Raw genomic sequence first — 17,059 nt, 5'->3', positions numbered from 1 at the left:
TTCACAATTGCTTGCAAAGTAAAAGTAATAGCCGTAAAAGTAGACGTTCAACTGTGACATAATCTCTCGTTTTTATTCTTATCGGGTGCAAAAGTATCACTTTTCTGCGAAATAAACAAATAATTTGCTATAAAATTTGCCTTTCCGCTTACATTTTTCCATCCTATAGTTTAAATCTGCGCCAAATGCAGCGTGGAATCCTTCTCCAGAAGGCAGTAAGCAAGCGATATTTCCAGTCAATCACACGGATGTGCTTCTTATGCCTGATGGCATAGACAATCTCCCTAGCCACCTGTTCTGGCTTCAGCAGCATAGGATATTTGAAGTCACCAGCCAACAAGGCGGTATCCACGAATCCAGGACGGATATCTGTAAAGAGAATCCTCAGATGGCGCTGTCGGGCCTGTTGCTCCAAAGCCTGAAGATACACGTTCTGCATAGCTTTCGTAGCCGAATAACTGGGAGCAGGGCCTAAGCCTTTTGTACCAGCTATCGAGGTAATGGCAGCAATGTGTCCCTCGCCTTTCTCTGCAAAATAACGATAAGCCTCACCTATCATTCTTGTAAACCCTACCCCATTGGTCTGCAGAGTGGCCAATTCTATATTCTCTTTCAGTTCGCGATTCTGCTTGCCTATACCAGAGGCGTAGAAAAACAAATCCATGCCCCCCATATTATTAATAAGGTGTCGCAGGCGCTCTGGTGCATCTTCCTGAGTCACGTCAATCTGCTCTATGGAAAAAGCGCCAAGATCCTGAAGCCGTTCTATTCTGCGGGCAGCTACGCCGACTGTCCATCCCTCGCCAACTAACAGCTTCGCCACCTCACGTCCGATGCCCGACGAAGCACCTATCACTATTGCTCTTTTCATAATCGCTTGCAAATTTACATAATTTATTATAACTAAGTCACAAAATCGTGAACTTTTTCCGTAACTTTGCAGCCAAATATGGAAAAAAAGACTATTGCCATACTTGGAATGATGTGTGCAGGATGCTCAGCACGAGTAGAACAGAAGCTCAATTCGCTCGAAGGCATCCATACGGCTAGTGTCAATCTGCCAGCTCGCACCGCCTTGGTGGAGTATGATTCTGCCCGCATCTCATTAGAACAGATGAAGGACGAATTAGGTAAGATTGGTTACGACATGGTGATTGAAGAAGATCGCAACGTCGAAGCCATTGAACATCGCTCCTACATATCTCTAAGGAATAAGGTGATAGCCTCATGGCTCTTCGCCTTGTTGGTGATGGCCATCTCGATGGGCTGGGTTATAATTGGATCGCGCGATGCAGCCAACCAGACAATGCTCATCATCAGCCTTGCCAATCTGCTCTACTGCGGGCGTCAGTTCTATGTCACAGCATGGAGACAACTGATTCATGGTAGTGCCAACATGGACACGCTGGTGGCGCTCTCTACTGGCATCAGTTTTCTGTTCAGTGCCTTCAACACATTCTTCGGTGAGCAGGTATGGAGCGCTCGGGGCATTGAATGGCACACGTGGTTCGACGCTTCTGTGATGATTATCACCTTCGTGCTTTCAGGCCGACTGCTGGAAGAGCGCGCAAAGAACGGAACGGCCTCAGCTATCCGCGCCCTGATGGGGCTGCAACCTAAGACAGCTCATCTCGTAGACAATGGCACCATTACAGAAGCCCCTATCTCAGCCCTCCAACCTGGTGACACCATTGAAGTACACTCAGGAGAGCGCATCCCCGTAGACGGCATCGTAATCGGCGAGAGTTCTGCCGCTATCGATGAGTCGATGATTACGGGTGAACCGATAGCTGTAGAAAAGAGTGCAGGCGACAAGGTGCTGGCTGGTACCATCGTTAAGCAGGGCGCCTTTCGTTTCAAGGCTCAGGAGGTTGGACAAAAAACCATGTTGGCCCATATCATCAAAATGGTACAGGAGGCACAGGGCTCGAAAGCTCCCGTTCAGCGGACAGTCGACAAGATTGCACTCGTTTTCGTGCCCGCAGTCGTAGGCGTCAGTCTGCTCACCTTCTGCCTCTGGCTGCTGTTTGGCGGAGCTGTTATGCTGCCTCAGGCCATTCTCTCGGCTGTCAGCGTATTGGTCATCGCCTGCCCTTGTGCCATGGGACTGGCCACACCTACAGCCCTGATGGTGGGTATCGGTAAGGCAGCAGAGAAGAACATCCTTATCAAAGACGCCACAGCCCTTGAGGAAATCCGCAAGGTTAATGCCATGGTCATCGACAAGACGGGAACACTTACGATACCACATGATACTGGTGAGACTCTGAAACCCTATGCCCATGAGGCTATGGAAGCTTTGAAGGCGAGCGGCATCGAAGTATATATGTGCAGTGGCGACAAAGACGAGCGCGCTCATCGGATTGCCGACGAAGCAGGTATTCCCCACTATCGTTCTCAGGTTCTGCCTCAAGACAAGGAAGATCTGGTGCGTCAGCTGCAACAGCAGGGCCACCACGTAGCCATGGTGGGCGACGGTATCAACGACTCTCAGGCCCTCGCCGCCGCTGATGTCAGCATTGCCATGGGCAAGGGCACCGACATAGCCATGGAGGTGGCACAGGTGACTCTCATGGGTACCGACCTGCGACGCATCCCCGACGCCATCAGTCTTTCACGGCGCACTGTAGGCATGATTCGTCAGAACCTCTTCTGGGCGTTTGTCTACAACGTGGTCTGTATCCCATTGGCAGCCGGTCTGCCTTATCTCTTTGGAGTCCAGTGGCAAATCACTCCCATGTGGGCTTCGGCACTGATGGCTTTCTCAAGCGTCAGTGTGGTACTTAACAGTTTGCGACTTAAACTAACAAAATAGTATTTTATGAGAACTAAACATGTACAATATGAAACTAGCGGTACCTGCTCGAAACTCATCGACGTGACCGCTGACGAGAACAACATCATCCAGCAAGTATTCTTCCTCGGAGGCTGTAACGGCAATCTGCAGGGAGTAAGCCAATTGGTGCGCGGCCAGAACATCGACGACGTCATCAAACGACTCGACGGTATACGCTGCGGCACAAAAGGCACCTCATGCCCCGACCAGTTGTGCCGCGCCCTCGAGAAACTTAAGGAAGCTCCATTAGAAGACTAAACAATATGAACAAAACAGTTTTAATCACAGGCGCTACCAGCGGAATCGGTCTGGGATGTGCCCGCAAGTTTGCCGCCAACGGCGACAGAATCATCCTCAACGCACGCAATGTTGAGAAGTTGGAAACCATCCGCCAGGAACTCGAGGCAAAAGGTACTCAAGTGCTGGTGCTTGCCTTCGACGTCAGAGACCGCGAGGCAGCCAAAAAGGCTATCGGGAACCTGCCTGCCGAATGGCAGCAGATTGACGTGCTAGTAAACAATGCCGGTCTCGCCCTCGGACTGGAACCAGAATACGAAGGAAGTTTCGAGGACTGGGAGACGATGATCGACACCAACATCAAGGGGCTACTCACCATGACGCGCCTCATCGTGCCCCAGATGGTAGAGCGCGGCAACGGACATATTATCAATATAGGTAGTGTGGCTGGCGACGCAGCCTACGCAGGAGGTAACGTTTACTGTGCCACCAAGGCTGCCGTCAAGGCTCTGAGCGACGGACTGAGAATCGATGTGGCCAACACCGCTGTCCGTGTCACCAATCTCAAGCCCGGACTGGTAGAGACCAACTTCAGCAACATCCGTTTTCACGGCGACACCGATCGTGCAGCCAATGTCTATAAAGGCATCAAGCCCCTTACTGGCGACGACATCGCCGACGTGGCCGTGTATGCAGCCAACGCTCCTGAGCACGTTCAGATAGCCGAGGTGCTCATCCTTGCCACCCACCAGGCCAGTGGCAGTGTGATTGTACGTAAATAACAGCTAAGTCTTCGAGGCTACTTGGTCAGCAGGTTCAGCAGGCGCTCACAGCCCTCGCTTACATCTCGCCAAGTGGCCTCGAAGTTGCCTGTATACCAGGGATCGGCCACATCGCGAGGCTCATCGGTATAATCCATCAAGAGATGGATTTTCCCATCAGGGTCGCCCCCGCAAATGCGGTTCATATTACGGAAGTTCCACGAGTCCATACCTATCAGCAAGTCAAATCGCTCATAGTCGCGATGCGTCATCTGGCGAGCCGTCTTGCCTTTACACGAGATGCCGTGCTCAGCCAACTTGCGCTTGGCAGGCGGATACACCTCGTTACCGATCTCCTCTGTCGAGGTTGCGGCCGACTCAATATAGAAGTCATCTTCTACCCCGGCTTTCTTCACCAGATCCTTCATCACGAACTCTGCCATCGGGCTTCTGCAGATGTTTCCGTGGCAGACAAACAGTATTCTGTGCTTCATCTTTTCGTCGATTTTAAAGGAAGAACCGCTGAAACTCGCTCTCAAAGTTGGGAGTGAGAATGTTCTTTCCCATGGCGGTCCGAATTTCATCTATCGTCCAAAATCGACCTCCATCGAGTTCCTCTGCCGACGGCATGACAGGTCCATCATAGACGGTACGGTTCACATATACCAGTTCGCTCTCCCGGCGACTGTCAAACACATACATCCCTATCCGTTCTGGCGTGAAGCCGGTGATACCCAGTTCCTCGCGCACCTCTCTTGTCAAGGCCTGTTCCGGCGTCTCGCCGTAGTCAATGTGACCACCCACGCTGGTGTCCCACTTGCCAGGCTGGATATCTTTCCATTCTGGGCGCTTCTGCAGATATACCTCACCACGAGAGTTAAACACATGCAGATGAACCACCGGATGAAGCCATCTGGATCCGTTATGACACTCGCCCCTCGTAGCCGAGCCTATTACACGACCTTCTTCATCTACAAGAGGAAAACGCTCTTCGCTATTGTCTCTTATCATCACTTAATGAGCTTGCAAATACCTTCGAGGTATTGACGGTCGGTCTCATCGAAAGTTGCCAGCTCCTTGCTGTCGATATCAAGCACAGCAATGACTTCATTGGCCTGTGAGAAGACAGGCACGACGATTTCTGAGCGCGACAGACTGCTACAGGCTATATGGCCGGGGAACTGCTCTACATCGGGCACGACAAGCGTCTTCTTCTGTTCCCAAGCGGAACCGCAGACACCGCGTCCGAAAGGAATATGCATACAAGCGACCGGTCCCTGAAAAGGTCCAAGCACCAATTCGCCACCCATCACCCGATAGAACCCTGTCCAGAAGGATCCCATCGTCTCGTGAATAGCCGCACAGACATTGGCCATCACAGCCACGCTGTCTGTCTCGCCCTCAATAAGGGCCTTGATTTGCTCCGTCAGCAAACGGTATTTCTCATCTTTCTTCATATCGCCTGCAAAGGTACACATTATTGTACAGATATGCAAGAAAACGTTTTCTTTTGTGTCGTTAATACCAGAAATAATAAGGCTGGCGTCCTTCCCATACACTAAGATGTACGCTCAGATTCGGATTGAAGTTATAGCGCACCGAGGCACCTATCTTGTCACCGATATCATTCATCCACCACATTTGGGGTGGCATCTTAGGCTGCATCATCGATTTCTGCACGAAGACCGAGGCTTCCCAATGCTCGTCGAAGCGGTAGTTCAGCATTGCTGTAAGGCCAGCATCCTTCATCTGCCTGCTACCATAATCGAGATACGACGAGTAGCCGCCAAGCGCAAAAGAGAGTTTAGGCATCAGATTGCCTGCATACATAAAAGCGGCACTATTGGCAAAGCCGCTGCTGGCATGCTTGCCCACTCCGAAGATAGCCGATGCAGAAAGCGACGCATTCAGCCCGGGATGAAGTGACCAGTCACCGAACCCCGAATAGAGACTGCTCCAATAGGGATAGTGCGCAATCGTACCCCTATATGTCAGAGGCGACATACTAAACGTAGTATCCGGCTGCAACACACTCTCTTTCCCCTCCTGCGCCTTACTTGCCATGCCACACAGGAGCAATAGCGCTATCAACAGATATCTTCTATTCATTCTACTCAGATTAGAAAATTCGGATGCAAAGATATGAAAAGATATCTATAATCATTCATTCGTGAACATTTATTATTCTCTCTAATGCTTTTTTATGATTACAAAAGTTCATCGGAATGTCGACAACAATCCATCGGGATATCGTTTTCCACTCTTTTCTCCGTTAGAAAACGTTGTTTTCTCCTAGGGAAAACAACGTTTTCTAACGGAGGTAACAACGTTTTCCCAAGGAGAAAACACTGTTATCCATAAGGGGCAACAAATGCGTGGTGGCAAAAACGAAAAGGTATGCTCCATTTTATTTATATATCGTCAGGCGAGAAGCGGATGATGGGAGCTGGAGTGTTGTTGCCAGCAGACTCGGGAGAGGAGGAAGAGAGCCTGCTGGTAACGTAGTCGGCCAACTGGAAGAGGGCTGAAAGAAAGCGGTCAACAAATCTCGTCAGCATGATTCAAAACCTCCACATAACCACTGACCATACTGCCAAGAGCAATTGTCATTACAATCATCAGAAATAAACTTGCCATATCTTTATACTTTTATAGTTTAACATTCTCGTTATCGAATGCAAAAGTAGATATAGGGTGTACCATAAAGCGGTACACCTTTCGGTTTTTTGCACTAAAGAATGTTAATGGATTATGAACGATAGCGTTCGAGCATGGACTGAATCTTCTGCTGAAGCTTGGTACGCAGGTCTGCAGGTTCGAGCACCTCGAGGCCAGAATCATAGGAGAGTAACTGACCCATGAAGTCGGCTGTGGGGCGGATGTCGAAAGAGAAATCAGTATATTCGGATGTCGTGGCAATTTCACGCTGAGAGGTGTGGAGGGGCAGCGTGCGGAAATAGTTAGCGGTGTTGCCATAGGTGCGAATGACAACATGAGCCATCGGGGTTTCATCGGTCAACACACCAAAATATTCAGCGAAATAGGCTTGTGGAGAGAAGTCGGCAGGCATCTCAAAAGACTCATCGGCAAGCGTAACAAACATCATGCGGTCTAACGAGTAGATGGCATAGTGGCGCCCCGTAAAGGCAAGCAAGTACCAGCGCTGGTGGAAAAGTTTGAGAGCATAGGGGGCAACGGTTTTCTCATAGCCTTCGGCTCCGAAACGGCGATAGCCCATCAGTATCTGCCGACCCATGCGGATGGCACGGATAATGGTTTGCAGAAACTCTTCACCAGCAGGCACATTCTCGAGGATGATGCGATCCTTAAGTGAAGCACTATCGGAGAGCACACCACCAACAGTGAGTGTAGAGAGAGTCCATCGCTCTAAGCTATCATCATCGAGAATTTCGGGGTTGGCTATATAGTAGCGGTAATGGTCTTTCGTATCACACTCCAAAACGACGCCATACATATCAAGGATGGCGTCGCGGTGGCGATTGAAGGTGGTGCGAGAGAGAGGGTTGCCTTCGTTCACCTCTTCCCTCACCCACTGATCGTTGAGCTCTTCAAGCGTCATGCGCCGACGACGCCTGAAGGCATTGATTAGCCAGATATACTGCTGGTAGATGCGCGCTGGTTTCACAGCTGAAGGTATTACTCGTCGGGAAGGAAAAGAGGATCCTCTGGCATCACCATGACAGGCTTTGCCTCAGCTGCCTTCAGAAGACGCTCGGGTACGTATTTCTTATTAACCACGAGTCGGAACATATACTCACGGAACCAGTCGGCTGTCATAATGATACAGCCTTGCTGACCACTAGTGGCGCCCCATGAGTTCTCAACCTTCCATTTGACAGGCTTACCATCGGCATTGAGGTCAACGGCTGTCAGCGTCATAGCATGGGTTGAACCACTATCGAAGGTGCTGATACGCTGGGCCTTGTCCATACCAAAGGTAGTGCCGAAGAGTGAACCGTAGTCGAAATTGTCGAGAGAGGCATAACCGCGCTTACGATCAAGAAGTTTACCCACATCGTAAGAGCTATACATCTTGCGGCCATCTTTCAGCGAGGCTATGGCCAACTGCTCGATCTCCTCCATGGGGAGGTTCAGATAGCGCCAGTTTGTACCATCGTAGACGTGACGATCGTACTCTACCTCGTAGGTCTTGTAGTACTCGCGACGAGGGTCATTCATCACCATGATAAACGTGCCGTTGAGCGGACCGCCTACCACTTCCTTATAAAACGAAAGCGGCGTGTATTCCTTTGCAACGCCAAGCGACTTGCCATTCTTATCCTTGAATGCGTAAGTAAACTTCTGAACAGGTTCGCCCAGGGTGAGTTTCAGCATGCGGTATATCTCGCCCAGCATCTGGGTCTTAGCGGTCTGGATGGCAGAAGCACTCTGCTTCTGAGCCACCATATCACGCAATTTGAGACCGAATTCACGGAGTTTGGATGACACGAGGCTGCGAGCCTTCGAAGTATTCTCACTGGTAAAGGTCTCGGGCATGATGTCAGTGGGAACAAGTCCGTATTTGGGAGCCAAGTCGGCAAGTCCGCAGAATGTACCTCCGTCGCTGATGGGATTACTGAAGAAGAAACGCACACGTTCGTCGTCAATGGGTTTCTTGGCTGTATCGATAACGCCTTGAAGCATCAGGTTGGCCTTCTCGAGCTGATCCCAGAAAAACAAATAGGCCTGTGAGAACTCTATGCTGACAGAATCGGCATGACTCATATAGTTAGAGCGCAAAACATTAAGTCCGCTGAACATCCAGCAACGACCAGACGACTTCTGATCGGTAATAGACTGCTTGCGAGTTTCGACACTGAAATGGGTATCAATGGGGCGAGCAGCTGCCTGATAGTTCTTCGCCAGAGCATCGATGCTCATACCCGATATGGCATTGGCTATCACACGTTCCTTGCCACACTGTTTCTGTTCCTTCTGAATCTCCTGCAGCATCGACTTTGAGATGCCACCGTCTTTTGTTTGTGCCTGAATGGTAAGCATACCGCCCAAGGCGGCAATCATGATGAATGTTTTCTTCATTACTGTTTTCGTTATTTCTTCTTTGTAGTAGTTGTTTTCTTCGTGGTAGTTGTTTTGCTCGTTGTCTTTGTTGCAGTCTTTGTATTGGTTGCCACAGCCTTAGGCTTATAATACTTCAAAGCCTCTGGCATCCAGCCCTGGATCTGCTTGATGCGGGTCTCGTCAGAGGGATGATCGCTCAGGAACTCAGACTGCTTATTGCCTCCAAGGGCTGCCATGCGCTGCCAGAAACTGACGGCTACCTGAGGATCATAGCCTGCCATGGCTGCGAAAATCAGTCCCATGTGGTCGGCCTCACTCTCATGACCACGTGAATAACTGAGATTCTTGAAATTGAATCCCTGAGCAGCTATGGCCTGCAGAATAGAGGTCGTATTAGCACCCATTCCCAAGCCGCCAAGTACGGCTGCACCAATCTGCATACCATACTGCTGCTTAATCTGAGTACTCATCTGCTCTGCGGAATGGCGAGCTACGGCGTGGGCTATCTCATGACCTAAGACAATAGCCAACGAAGCCTCATTCTGAGTGACAGGAAGTATGCCCTCATAAACACAAATCAGTCCGCCAGGCATACACCAGGCATTCACCTGCTTATCCTGAACAAGATTAAAAGTCCACTTATAATACTGCAAATCATTCTGCAAGCCAGCTGATGTGAGATAGCTGGTAACAGCATTGGCAAGATTCTGCCCCACTCGCTTCACCATAGCGGTATTGGCAGCATCGGTAGACACCTTAGCTGTCTTCATAAAGTCTTGATACTGTTGGGTGGAAAGAGAAAGGATCTCACCATCGCTAACCATCAGATTCTGCTTACGACCAGTGATAGGCACTGTGTTTGAGGTTCCGCAGCTGACAAAAACAACTGCCACAACAGACAAAAGAATGATCTTAAAACTTTTCATATTTACTGATATTTTTAGTTTCTGACTGCAAAATAAATAAAAATAATCGAAACATGCAAATTTTAAGCATAAAAATAGAGGCATCCCCTTATGGAATGCCTCTTTGAAAATTACTAATGATAATCTATTACTTATTCAAACCACGATTGTTAATCGTAGCGTTGAGCAGTCTGAGGTAAACATGCATCTGTTCTTCATTAAGAACGTAACGCATCCATTTCACATCATTACTGATGGCACGATCGACAAGGGCCTTGCGATCATTCTTACCATACTCAGCAGCAAACATCAGCTCAGCGGCGAAAGTGTGGTGAATATTCTCAACAGCCTCCTTCTGGTCGTCTGCCAGCTTCAGAGCGTCAGAGAGCTTATTCATATTGATATTCATCTCATAAGCCTCAATGTTGCTTACGTTAGCTGCGGTCTCACCTTCTGCAAATGCGGTTGTCATACTCAGCATTGCTACCATTGTCAAAATCATCTTTTTCATCTTGTTATCCTTTCCTTTCTTTTTACTCGGAGCGGTGTGTCAGACCGTCCTACTTTTTTAATTATGTTATCCTTACTTTAATCTTACTTCTTGTCTTTTGACGGTGCAAAGGTACGAAGTTTTTTGATAGCTGACAAGTTTTTAAACATAATTGTGCGCGAACACAGCCTTTTTATTGATGCAGGTCAACCAAATGAAGAATTCTTGATAAATATCTATCAATTATTGACTTTAATCCTTATTTATTTGGTATTTCGCCCGTTTATTCGTACCTTTGCAGCCGTTATACATTATTATATATAGAAGAATGGACAAAGTACAGAACAAATTCATGTCGGTGGTATATCAGTTATACACCGTAACCGACGGAGAGAATACATTAGAAGAGCAGACCGGCGATGATCGTCCTTTTGAGTTTATCACTGGATTCGGAGTTGCTCTCGATGCTTTCGAGCAGCAAGTGATGAAGCAGGAAAAAGGCTCTGCCTTCGACTTTATCCTTCAGCCTGCAGAGGCTTTCGGAGAATATGATCCAGAGGGTGTGCACAAACTGAAGCGTGATGTATTCATGATTAACGGACATTTCGACCACGAAAATATCTTCGAAGGAGCCGTCATCACTCTGATGGACAATGAAGACCACCAGTTCATGGCAAAAGTGAAGAAGGTTGAAGAAGACGGCGTAACTATTGACACCAACCACCCTCTCGCTGGTAAAACCCTGAATTTCAAGGGCACAGTGATTGAGAACCGCGACGCCACTGAGGAAGAAGTCCAGCACTTGATTAAGCACCTTACTGGCGGTTGCAGCGGATGCGGACACCACCACGGCGAAGGCGAATGTGGCGGATGTGGCGAAGATGGATGTGGTGGGCATCATCATGACCACGGCGAAGGTTGCGGATGTGGCCATTGTCATTAAATAGTTTACAGCCAACGACAAAACACTATCTCAGGAGATGAATACATTCGGCAACATATTTAGATTGACGACGTTTGGTGAAAGCCATGGTGAAGCCATCGGAGGCGTCATTGACGGCATGCCTGCTGGAATTGACATTGATATTGACTTTATCCAGCAGGAACTGAACCGCCGCCGACCAGGCCAAAGTAAGATAACCACTTCGCGACAAGAGCCTGATCAGGTAGAACTGCTCAGTGGTGTCTTTGAGGGAAAATCAACAGGCTGTCCCATCGGTTTTATTGTACGCAACACCAATCAGCACTCACAGGACTATGAGAATATGCGTTGTCTGTTTCGTCCCTCACATGCTGATTTCACCTATTATAATAAATATGGTACACGAGATCATCGTGGTGGCGGACGTTCATCAGCCCGAATCACCATTAGTCGATGTGTTGGCGGAGCTATGGCAAAACTGGTACTCCGCCAGTTAGGCATCTCCATTCAAGCTTACACCTCACAAGTTGGCCCTATCTCTCTTGAACGGGATTATCATCTATATGACCTCTCTCTGACAGAGACAAACGCTGTGCGCTGTCCTGATCCAGAGAAAGCCAAACAGATGGAAGAACTGATTAGTCAGATGAAAACCGAGGGCGACACCATCGGAGGGATTATCACATGTGTCATCAAGGGTTGTCCTGTAGGCTTAGGCGAACCTGAATTCGGAAAGTTACATGCAGCTCTGGGATCTGCTATGCTCAGTATTAATGCCGTCAAGGGATTTGAATACGGCGAAGGATTCGATGGAGTAACGGCTCGCGGTTCTGAACAAAACGACATATTCTGCTCTGAGGATGGTAAGATTTCTACCAAGACCAACCATAGTGGAGGTATTCAGGGAGGCATCTCAAACGGACAAGACATCTATTTCCGGGTGGCCTTCAAACCTGTCGCCACAATTCTTACAGAACAAGAAACTGTAGACATAGAAGGAAATACCACCACTTTGACTGCTAAAGGGCGGCATGATCCTTGTGTTTTGCCAAGAGCAGTACCAATAGTCGAGTCAATGGCTGCTATGACGATTTTAGACCATTATTTACGGAAAAACGCAGCTATTTTATAGAAATAGTGTTTATTATGTAAAATAATGCAAAAAACATTTGGTACATTAAAAAAGTTATTGTACCTTTGCAACTGCATTCGCGGGATTTGTGAAAATCCTGAAATGCTTTAGTTAAGTCTAGTTTAGTTTTTGTGTTGGTTGAGGGCTGGCAATTGCCAGCCCTCAAATTTTATACGATTAACAGAAAAAAAAATCGGTGCGATTAACTGATCGCACCGATTATTTCTTGTACTGATTGGCAGCCATGCCGATCAAGCCAATCATTAATGCCGTCCCGTACTTTGATTGTGACTGCAGGATCAAGGAAATTAGCAGTTCCAATCTCTATGGCCGTAGCACCAGCCATCAAGAACTCGATGGCATCCTGAGCCGTACAAATACCTCCCAACCCTACAACAGGAATCTTCACAGCCTTAGCCACCTGCCAAACCATGCGTAAGGCAACGGGTTTAACGGCAGGGCCGCTTAGTCCTCCAGTATTAATACTAAGAAGAGTTCTGCGCTTCTCAATGTCAATTGCCATACCCATCAGTGTATTGATGAGCGAAACGCTATCAGCTCCCTCAGCTTCTACGGCACGGGCAATCTCTGCGATATCCGTCACATTGGGAGACAGTTTTACAATCAGTGTCTTATGATAGCGTTCACGAACAGCTTTTACCACACTAGAGGCGCCAGCACACGTAACACCAAAGGCCATACCACCATCCTTTACGTTCGGACAGGAAATATTTAATTCGATTGCAGGAATATTCTCCAATGCATCAATACGGGCAGCACACTCTGCATAATCTTCAGGCGACGACCCACTGACATTAACAATCATATTGGTATCGATATCCTTAATCTGAGGATAAATATGCTCACAGAAATAATCGACTCCTTTATTCTGAAGGCCCACACAATTAAGCATACCACTAGCCGTTTCAGCCATACGAGGATAGTCATTGCCGTCACGAGGCATCAACGTCGTACCCTTCACAATTATGCCACCAATACCATCAAGAGGCATGAAATCTGAAAATTCCACACCATAGCCAAAAGTGCCTGATGCTGTCATTACCGGATTCTTCAGCGAAAGATCGCCAATCTTCACATTCAGTCTTGCCATAAAAGTTTCTTTATATTAAATACTGGTCCATCCTTACAAACGCACAAATTTCCCTCTGTGGTCTTCTCAACACAACACAGGCATGCTCCAAGACCACAAGCCATCAGATTTTCAAGTGATACCTCACAGTCGATACCATTCTCACGGGCGAAACGGGCCACTGCCTTCATCATAGGCGTAGGGCCACAAGTACTGATACGATCGAAACACTCCTGCTGAAGCAAGGAATGATTGGTTACAAAGCCTTTCTCACCTTCACTTCCATCTTCAGTAGTCACGTATACGCGCCCGTACCTTCTAAATATGTCAAGCATCAGCAGATCCTTAGCAGAACGGGCACCAAGAAGAAAAGTCGGTTCTACACCCGATTCTTTCATCTTTGCTCCCATATAGAGAAGAGGAGCTACACCAACGCCACCACCTATAAGGAGCACCTTTTCTCCTTTAAAAATTGGAGAAAAGCCATTACCTAAAGGAAGTATGCAGTTTAACGTCTCACCCGCCTTCAGTTGAGCCAGCCTACGCGTACCATCACCAATAGTAGCCACTAGGAGCCAAAGTTCATTCTGTTCACGATCAACAAAATTAATGGAAATAGGACGACGAAGGAACGTTGTGGAAGAGCCTTCAATTTGAACCTCTACGAACTGTCCTGGCAACATCTCCGGTAATGGGTGCTTGTCAGTTAGCTTAATCAGCACATAGCGCTCATGAAGCTGCTCTACAGACTTAACCGTCAAGTCTAAAATAAACTTTTTCATATATAAAATATGTACCTTTGTAACAATAATGCTGCAAAGGTACAAATAAGTGAGAAAAATACCAAATATATTTGGTTCCTTATTTTTTAGCAGGGACAAAAGTTTCCCATGTCTGATCATCATAAAATACCCGAATCTCCATGACACGCCTTTGCGGTTTGTCAACTATTTTAACTTCTTCTCTTACAATTTCTGGCCGTGTAGATTTTACACCATTAAAATTTGATAGCGATTGACCATTATTTTGTGGGGTAGGAGATGCGGTATGATCGAAATCAAGCATCGGAGAATCTGGAAAAAGAGACTCAGATGCAGGTGTTGGAGAGCTAGTAACCATACCTTGAGGCTTGACAAACATCTCTCCAGAACCAAAAATCAACCAATCAGTACTGATGTCTGGAATTTTCTTTTTGAGAGCCTCCACCACATTCATGGTAGGGCGGGTGCGACCATTAAAGATACTACTAAGAGTGGCAGGGGCCAATCCAATATAGTCGGCGAACTCTTGCTGAGTCATTCTCTGAGACTCCATAATTTGTCTAATACGATCCTTCATTTTATATCTTTAGGCGTTTAAGGGGTCAAAAGACCCGTTTTTCTTTCAGTTTACAAAGGTAAAGTAAATTTTTGAAATAAACAACAATTATGAAGAAAATTTTGATTTTTAAACTATTGGTTTGCGTTTTTATATTTATAAATCTATAATACTGAAGGGTTGCTATTTTATTATTGAATTACAAATCAAAATTTAAAGAACTAAATCATTAAAAAGGAGTAATTAAGAGAATGAAACGCAAATAACTGGGTATAAATAAGGTATTTACATAATTTTATGTATTTAAGAAACAATTATGCAGATTTTTATCCTCAAAAAGCATATAATATGTGCTAAATTCCCTTATTTAATTCATAAGATGCTGAATATTAGTTATTTATTATTGTATAAGGAGAAGTGTATATTTATGAATTTAAATATTTGAATGCCGATATTTGCATTTACAAACCAAAACAATATATAAGCATACATGTTTATATAAACGTAACATTAAATTAAGAATGTGAAAAAATACATTATTTCGGTTTTAAATTACAAACGCAAATTCAGCATTGAAAACACAAAAGAATGTTAATGCCAAATTAAACGGGTGATGTAAAGTCTAATTTTGCCATTTTTCCCGTATTCAGAACAACTGGATAGAACGGTGCGAAAAACGCGAGTTTTGAAGGGGTGAAAATCGTGCAAAACCCTTGATTTATGGGCATTTACGCATAAAAAAAACGCTCACGAAAAGCGCTATTTTAGGAAATTCTAGAAGTAGAAAAGTCGATTTTTTAGTGCAGAATGTAAAAAATCAGTTCTTTCATGAGCTCTCCAGGAGGGGTATTAGGGTTATCTAAGCCCTTACTTTTGGCATCTATTTCACGTATCTTGGTAATTATCTGCATCACTTTCATTCCTGAGTAATTTTTCATCCCCTTCATGTAGTCCTTGGCAGCCCATGGTGATCTTAATTCTAACCATTCTGCTACCCCTTCCTGACTCTTATTATTTGGAGCATAATAGGAGATCATTAAATTCTGGAAGAAATTAAAGAGCATTGGGAGAAATGAATAGATACTACCAGCCTTCGGATTTTCGTCAAAATATTTTATTATCTGATTTGCCTTATAAACATCTCGGTTTACAATAGCGTCACGAAGCTCAAAACCATTAAACTCTTTACTAACTCCTATCTGATCCTCAACAACCTGTGGAGTCACTCTCCTATCCTGTTCTGGCAGAGATAGAATAACCTTATCCAACTCTCCAGTCAGTCTGCTCAAATCTGCGCCAATATTATCAGCAATCATTTGAGTCGATTTAGGATCGATGCTCACCTGACGTTTTCTCAGATAATTCTCGATAAAGACAGGAAGGTCGCGATCGCGCAGCTTTTTACTTTCAAAAAGTATACCCGTAGCTGTGATAGCCTTTACGTATTCTTTCTTTCGTCCGTCAATCGTACCATTTTTATGGCACATCACCAGAATTGTAGAAGCCATTGGAGCCTTGAAATACTTCTCCAAAGCATCTGTGTTCTTCACGTTCTGTGCCTCTTTCACAATAAGTACCTGATATTCTGACATCATGGGATAACGACGCGCAGCATCAGCTATCTGCGAAGCCGTCACATCTGAACCGAAAAGAACAGTCTGATTGAAATCGCGCTCCTCGGGTTGCAGTACATGTTCAGCTATATAATCGGCAATCTTGTCGATATAGTAAGGCTCATCGCCCATCAGATAATAGATGGGCGCGAACTTCCGCGCTTCTAAATCGCGCATGATACTATCAAAAGTGACACTTTTTGCCTCTGCCATGATGGTAATTCATTTTTTATTTGTACTTTTGCGGGTACAAAGTTACAAAAATGTTTCGATTAAACCTACCACCATACCCCATAAAAATCACGAATAAGGGGGACAAACAGATGATTTTCGACTTTTTACGTCGGAAATACGTAACACTGACCCCTGAAGAATGGGTGAGACAGCATTTTGTGCATTTTCTTATAGAACAGAAAGGCTATCCCAAAGGACTTCTGGGCAACGAGATTGAACTGCGTCTAGGTGAAAAGCGCCTTCGCTGTGACTCCATATTATATAATAAGGTGGCGATGCCTCAGATGATTATTGAGTACAAAGCCCCAACCATAAAAATTCAGCAGAAGACTTTCGACCAAATATCGGTCTACAATCTTCTGCTGAAAGTGGATTATCTGATAGTCAGTAACGGACTGCAGCACTATTGTTGCAAGATGGATTATCTCAATCAGAAATACTATTTTCTAGAGGATATTCCAGACTATCAAAACCTTTAA

20 protein-coding genes are annotated in these 17,059 nt (G+C 46.1%); 6 read left to right on the top strand and 14 right to left on the bottom strand.

Annotation, left to right across the window (positions count from 1 at the left end; genetic code table 11):
• Window positions 1-163: 163 nt before the first annotated feature.
• Window positions 164-871 carry an SDR family NAD(P)-dependent oxidoreductase gene (locus BMX82_RS09375; protein WP_036911204.1) on the bottom strand — a complete coding sequence of 236 codons (708 nt, stop codon included), beginning with the start codon at window positions 869-871 and terminating at the stop codon, window positions 164-166.
• Between the two features lie 78 nt (window positions 872-949).
• On the opposite strand from BMX82_RS09375, the gene BMX82_RS09370 reads away from it, so the two are divergent.
• The 3 genes from BMX82_RS09370 to BMX82_RS09360 are packed head-to-tail and all read left to right on the top strand — an operon-like array spanning window position 950 to window position 3,855.
• Window positions 950-2,815: a heavy metal translocating P-type ATPase gene (locus BMX82_RS09370; protein ID WP_091768219.1), complete on the top strand. Its 1,866-nt coding sequence runs from the start codon at window positions 950-952 to the stop codon at window positions 2,813-2,815.
• A gap of 6 nt (window positions 2,816-2,821) precedes the next feature.
• Window positions 2,822-3,094 (top strand): TIGR03905 family TSCPD domain-containing protein, encoded by a 273-nt coding sequence (locus tag BMX82_RS09365; RefSeq protein WP_036911208.1) that lies wholly within the window; start codon window positions 2,822-2,824, stop codon window positions 3,092-3,094.
• A gap of 5 nt (window positions 3,095-3,099) precedes the next feature.
• Window positions 3,100-3,855, top strand: a complete 756-nt coding sequence (locus BMX82_RS09360) for an SDR family oxidoreductase (RefSeq protein WP_036911210.1) — start codon at window positions 3,100-3,102, stop codon at window positions 3,853-3,855.
• A gap of 17 nt (window positions 3,856-3,872) precedes the next feature.
• Here the strand turns inward: BMX82_RS09360 and BMX82_RS09355 are convergent, their stop codons facing one another.
• The 9 genes from BMX82_RS09355 to BMX82_RS09320 all read right to left on the bottom strand — a co-directional run bounded on the left by BMX82_RS09355 (window position 3,873) and on the right by BMX82_RS09320 (window position 10,293).
• Complete coding sequence (locus BMX82_RS09355) at window positions 3,873-4,328, bottom strand: low molecular weight protein-tyrosine-phosphatase (RefSeq protein ID WP_091768216.1); 456 nt, start codon at window positions 4,326-4,328, stop codon at window positions 3,873-3,875.
• Between the two features lie 13 nt (window positions 4,329-4,341).
• A complete protein-coding gene (locus tag BMX82_RS09350; protein ID WP_091768213.1) occupies window positions 4,342-4,845 on the bottom strand; it encodes an NUDIX hydrolase in 504 nt (167 codons plus the stop codon).
• Entirely contained in the window at window positions 4,845-5,291 is a 447-nt protein-coding gene (locus BMX82_RS09345; protein WP_091768210.1) for a GAF domain-containing protein, read from the bottom strand. The genes BMX82_RS09350 and BMX82_RS09345 overlap by 1 nt, the downstream gene beginning before the upstream one ends.
• 61 nt (window positions 5,292-5,352) lie before the next feature.
• Window positions 5,353-5,943, bottom strand: a complete 591-nt coding sequence (locus BMX82_RS09340; RefSeq protein WP_091768207.1) for a hypothetical protein — start codon at window positions 5,941-5,943, stop codon at window positions 5,353-5,355.
• A gap of 302 nt (window positions 5,944-6,245) precedes the next feature.
• Window positions 6,246-6,392 (bottom strand): hypothetical protein, encoded by a 147-nt coding sequence (locus BMX82_RS13035; protein ID WP_156097602.1) that lies wholly within the window; start codon window positions 6,390-6,392, stop codon window positions 6,246-6,248.
• Window positions 6,393-6,583: 191 nt separating this feature from the next.
• A complete protein-coding gene (locus BMX82_RS09335) occupies window positions 6,584-7,480 on the bottom strand; it encodes a helix-turn-helix transcriptional regulator (protein WP_091768204.1) in 897 nt (298 codons plus the stop codon).
• An 11-nt stretch (window positions 7,481-7,491) separates the two neighbouring features.
• Entirely contained in the window at window positions 7,492-8,895 is a 1,404-nt protein-coding gene (locus tag BMX82_RS09330; protein ID WP_036909414.1) for a C1 family peptidase, read from the bottom strand.
• 11 nt (window positions 8,896-8,906) lie between these two features.
• Window positions 8,907-9,803 (bottom strand): M48 family metallopeptidase, encoded by an 897-nt coding sequence (locus BMX82_RS09325; RefSeq protein WP_036909413.1) that lies wholly within the window; start codon window positions 9,801-9,803, stop codon window positions 8,907-8,909.
• 127 nt (window positions 9,804-9,930) lie between these two features.
• A complete protein-coding gene (locus tag BMX82_RS09320; RefSeq protein ID WP_036909412.1) occupies window positions 9,931-10,293 on the bottom strand; it encodes a hypothetical protein in 363 nt (120 codons plus the stop codon).
• A 307-nt stretch (window positions 10,294-10,600) separates the two neighbouring features.
• Here BMX82_RS09320 and BMX82_RS09315 point away from each other — a divergent pair, with 307 nt between their 5' ends.
• Together BMX82_RS09315 and aroC are read left to right on the top strand one after the other, a co-directional pair.
• Window positions 10,601-11,215 carry an FKBP-type peptidyl-prolyl cis-trans isomerase gene (locus tag BMX82_RS09315; RefSeq protein WP_091768201.1) on the top strand — a complete coding sequence of 205 codons (615 nt, stop codon included), beginning with the start codon at window positions 10,601-10,603 and terminating at the stop codon, window positions 11,213-11,215.
• A gap of 37 nt (window positions 11,216-11,252) precedes the next feature.
• Entirely contained in the window at window positions 11,253-12,326 is a 1,074-nt protein-coding gene (gene aroC, locus BMX82_RS09310) for a chorismate synthase (protein ID WP_036909409.1), read from the top strand.
• A gap of 202 nt (window positions 12,327-12,528) precedes the next feature.
• Here aroC and BMX82_RS09305 read toward each other — a convergent pair whose 3' ends face one another.
• From BMX82_RS09305 to holA, 4 genes are all read right to left on the bottom strand, one after another.
• On the bottom strand, window positions 12,529-13,437 hold the full coding sequence (locus BMX82_RS09305; RefSeq protein ID WP_091768198.1) for a dihydroorotate dehydrogenase: 909 nt from the start codon (window positions 13,435-13,437) through the stop codon (window positions 12,529-12,531).
• Window positions 13,425-14,198, bottom strand: coding sequence for a dihydroorotate dehydrogenase electron transfer subunit (locus BMX82_RS09300; RefSeq protein WP_091768196.1), 774 nt, complete (start codon window positions 14,196-14,198; stop codon window positions 13,425-13,427). The genes BMX82_RS09305 and BMX82_RS09300 overlap by 13 nt, the downstream gene beginning before the upstream one ends.
• Window positions 14,199-14,277: 79 nt before the next feature.
• The gene (locus tag BMX82_RS09295) at window positions 14,278-14,754 is read right to left on the bottom strand and encodes a helix-turn-helix domain-containing protein (protein WP_091768193.1); all 477 of its coding nucleotides are present in this window, start codon (window positions 14,752-14,754) and stop codon (window positions 14,278-14,280) included.
• A 776-nt stretch (window positions 14,755-15,530) separates the two neighbouring features.
• Entirely contained in the window at window positions 15,531-16,559 is a 1,029-nt protein-coding gene (holA, locus tag BMX82_RS09290; protein WP_091768190.1) for a DNA polymerase III subunit delta, read from the bottom strand.
• Window positions 16,560-16,609: 50 nt separating this feature from the next.
• Here holA and BMX82_RS09285 point away from each other — a divergent pair, with 50 nt between their 5' ends.
• Entirely contained in the window at window positions 16,610-17,059 is a 450-nt protein-coding gene (locus BMX82_RS09285; RefSeq protein WP_091768187.1) for a type I restriction enzyme HsdR N-terminal domain-containing protein, read from the top strand.

Origin of the sequence: Prevotella sp. khp7 (genome assembly GCF_900109055.1) — a bacterium.
In the GTDB taxonomy this organism is placed as follows: Bacteria; Bacteroidota; Bacteroidia; order Bacteroidales; family Bacteroidaceae; genus Prevotella.
This window is presented reverse-complemented; position numbering and strand designations above follow the sequence as displayed.